Source organism: Streptomyces sp. HNM0645 (assembly GCF_030056615.1).
GTDB lineage: Bacteria > Actinomycetota > Actinomycetes > Streptomycetales > Streptomycetaceae > Streptomyces > Streptomyces marianii.
Map to the genome: position 1 here is coordinate 1 of NZ_JASHLT010000110.1, position 2,546 is coordinate 2,546.

Sequence of the window (2,546 nt, forward strand, 5' to 3'; positions counted from 1 at the left end):
CCTCGGCGGCCAGTACTTCATCGAACGCACCGGCCGGGCCAGGCAGACCCGACGCCTGGTGAGCCAGCTCAACCAACTCGGCTACCAAGTCACCCTCCAAACAGAAGGAGCTGCCTGACCAGCGGCTACGGACACGGAACGGGGGATTTTCGAATCAGGCGGCGGGATCGCGCGGAGGGCGTGAGCGAGCCGCACGGCCGGCAGCAGCGAGTCGGCCCAGCGCCATCGGCGTACGAGCGCGCCACGGGTCACCAGGAGGAGGCCGATTCCGGCGCCGAGCACGGCCAGGCACACAGCCGCGACTCCGGCCCCGTGCGCGGGCCCGGGGGGCGTCGCACGGTCCCGGTCGGCCGCCACATGCTCCGCCGCCGCAGCGGCGTGGGCACTTGTGGTCAGGTGGTTCCCGGACACTTGGGTGGGGGCCGCATGTTCGCCAGGGTGGCCGAGGGCGTGCATCAGCACGATGCCCACGAGCAGCGCGACGGCGAGTACGAATCGGCCCCACCACGTCGCAGCCCCGAAGCGCCCTGCCACCTCAGCCTCCACTCTCCGCCCGGATCGACGTTTACCGGACTCCCTGCACATAGTACGGGGAGGGGGTATCGGCCCACTCATGTGATTCGGGTGATGGCTGGAGGCCATGAGACGTCACCGGCCCAGAACGGACGTCGCGGACATCGCCCGTGCGTGAGCCACGATTCATCGCTCAGCCGTGAGCGCCCGTCGGACCGCCGCCCCTTCGGGCCGAGGAACTCAGGGCTGGGGAGAATCTGGGGAGTCCCGACGGTCCTGGAGAGCCCGTGGGAAGAACCGACTGCACAACGCGGCACGTCCCTGAAGGACGGCTAAGGACTCATCTGCGCAGGTCACAGGCACCCTAGACCGAATCTCCGCAGGTCAGACACGTCTGGTAAGACGACTTCATGACCACGTGCCGAGGCCGTCGGCCTCGACGACTCCCGGGAGCGAGCCGCCCTCACGCAGGGGCGTGACGTAGCGGGTCGCTGTGACTTCGGAGAGCATTGCGCCAGACTACTTTGCGGTCTTGCGGCGTGGCCGTTGAACGAGCGGTGGCCCGGTCCCGTAGAACAACACGAACGGCCCGGGACGGGGCCGACTGTGGAAAGGGAGCGGCATGACCGGAACGCAGGGACCGGCGCGCACCGTGGCGCGACGTACCGTCTTCTCGGCCGCCGGCGGTGCCGGGCTCGCCGCGGCGCTGACGGCGTGCGGCGGCTCGGAGAGTGCGGGCAGCGGGGCCGTGTCCCCGGCGGACGGCGGCACGACCGTTGGTTCCACGGGCGGTTACACGGGCGGCAGCACCGGGGGCACGACGGGCGGAGGCGGGGGCGAGGTCATCGCGAGCGTCGCCGACATCCCCGAGGGAGGCGGCAAGGTCATCGGCGACATCGTGGTGACGCAGCCGACCGCGGGCGAGTTCAAGGCCTTCTCGTCGAAGTGCACCCACCAGGGCTGCGCGGTGAAGGGCGTCGCCGACGGAATGATCAACTGCCCGTGCCACAACAGCAACTTCGACGCCCGTGACGGCAGTGTGAAGAGCGGGCCGGCGACCTCGCCGCTGCCTGCCGCGGCCATCGTCGTCGAAGGCGGATCGATCAAGCTCGCCTGACGGCCACAGGAGCATCCGGGGAGGCGGCGACCGTCCGGGCAAGCGCACGTCAGGTGCGTCGGGCCCGGCGCGGCGCCTTCCAGCACGCGAGCACGTCGTCCGAGGTGGTGACGGTGGCGACGAGTGCGAGCGTGTTCCTGATCATCGCGGGGGTGTACTCGGGGGGCACCCCCGCGATGGCGTCCGCGGGGACGACCGCGGTGTAGCCGAGGTTGACCGCGTCGAAGACGGCGTTCGGTATCGCCACATTGGCCGAGACGCCCGTGACGACCAGCGTGCGGCAGCCCAGGTTGCGCAGCAGCGCGTCGACGTCCGTGCCGGCGATCGGCGAGAGGCCGTGGAGCCGGCGCACCACGATGTCCTCGTCCGCGACCTCGATGGGTTCGGCGACGCGGACCGCCTTGGTGCCCGAGTACTGCTGGACGGGCAGCCGCTCGGCGGCCCGGAACAGGCGGGCATTGGTGCCGGCCCCGCGCCCGTCGGGACGCCGCTCCGCGACCGCGTGCATGACCTGCACGCCCGCTTCGTGGGCCACGTCCACGAGCCGTCCGATGTTCTCCAGGGCGCCCGATGACCGCGCCTGTGCCGCGAGTTCCGGAAGGGCGCTGTCCCGGCCGACGACGCCCTGCTGGCACTCGACGGTGAGCAGGACCGTACGGGCCGGGTCGAGCCGCGCCTGCAACTGCTCGTACGAGGGCATGCGCCCCGCCTTTCTCGTCGTCCGGGCCGCGGAACGGCTCGTCGTCGCCGGGTGGGGTCGGTCGGGTCCGGTACGGCCCCGCGAGCCCGGGGGGTGCCTCTATGTCCTTCGTCAAGCCCGAGGTGGTCATGCGGCGGCTGCCTCGGGGACGCGTGACTCGTAGAAGGTGCCGTCGCGGAGCATGGCGAACAGGACGCTGATGCGGTGGCGAGCGAG

The 2,546-nt window shown here is 71.2% G+C and carries 2 protein-coding genes and 1 pseudogene; 1 reads left to right on the top strand and 2 read right to left on the bottom strand.

Annotated elements, in window-relative coordinates:
• Positions 1-927 precede the first annotated feature (927 nt).
• Positions 928-1,023, bottom strand: a pseudogene (locus QMZ92_RS36705) (HipA family kinase); the annotation flags it as partial.
• A 112-nt stretch (positions 1,024-1,135) separates the two neighbouring features.
• On the opposite strand from QMZ92_RS36705, the gene QMZ92_RS35775 reads away from it, so the two are divergent.
• Complete coding sequence (locus QMZ92_RS35775) at positions 1,136-1,630, top strand: Rieske (2Fe-2S) protein (protein ID WP_283302110.1); 495 nt, start codon at positions 1,136-1,138, stop codon at positions 1,628-1,630.
• A gap of 49 nt (positions 1,631-1,679) precedes the next feature.
• On the opposite strand, the gene QMZ92_RS35780 is transcribed toward QMZ92_RS35775, so the two are convergent.
• Positions 1,680-2,330 carry a cysteine hydrolase family protein gene (locus QMZ92_RS35780; protein WP_283302112.1) on the bottom strand — a complete coding sequence of 217 codons (651 nt, stop codon included), beginning with the start codon at positions 2,328-2,330 and terminating at the stop codon, positions 1,680-1,682.
• Between the last annotated feature and the right edge of the window lie 216 nt (positions 2,331-2,546).

Coding starts and splice junctions, on each gene's coding strand:
- QMZ92_RS35775 (WP_283302110.1), top strand. CDS start 1,136: ATGACCGGAACGCAGGGACCGGCGCGCACCGTGGCGCGACGTACCGTC.
- QMZ92_RS35780 (WP_283302112.1), bottom strand. CDS start 2,330: ATGCCCTCGTACGAGCAGTTGCAGGCGCGGCTCGACCCGGCCCGTACG.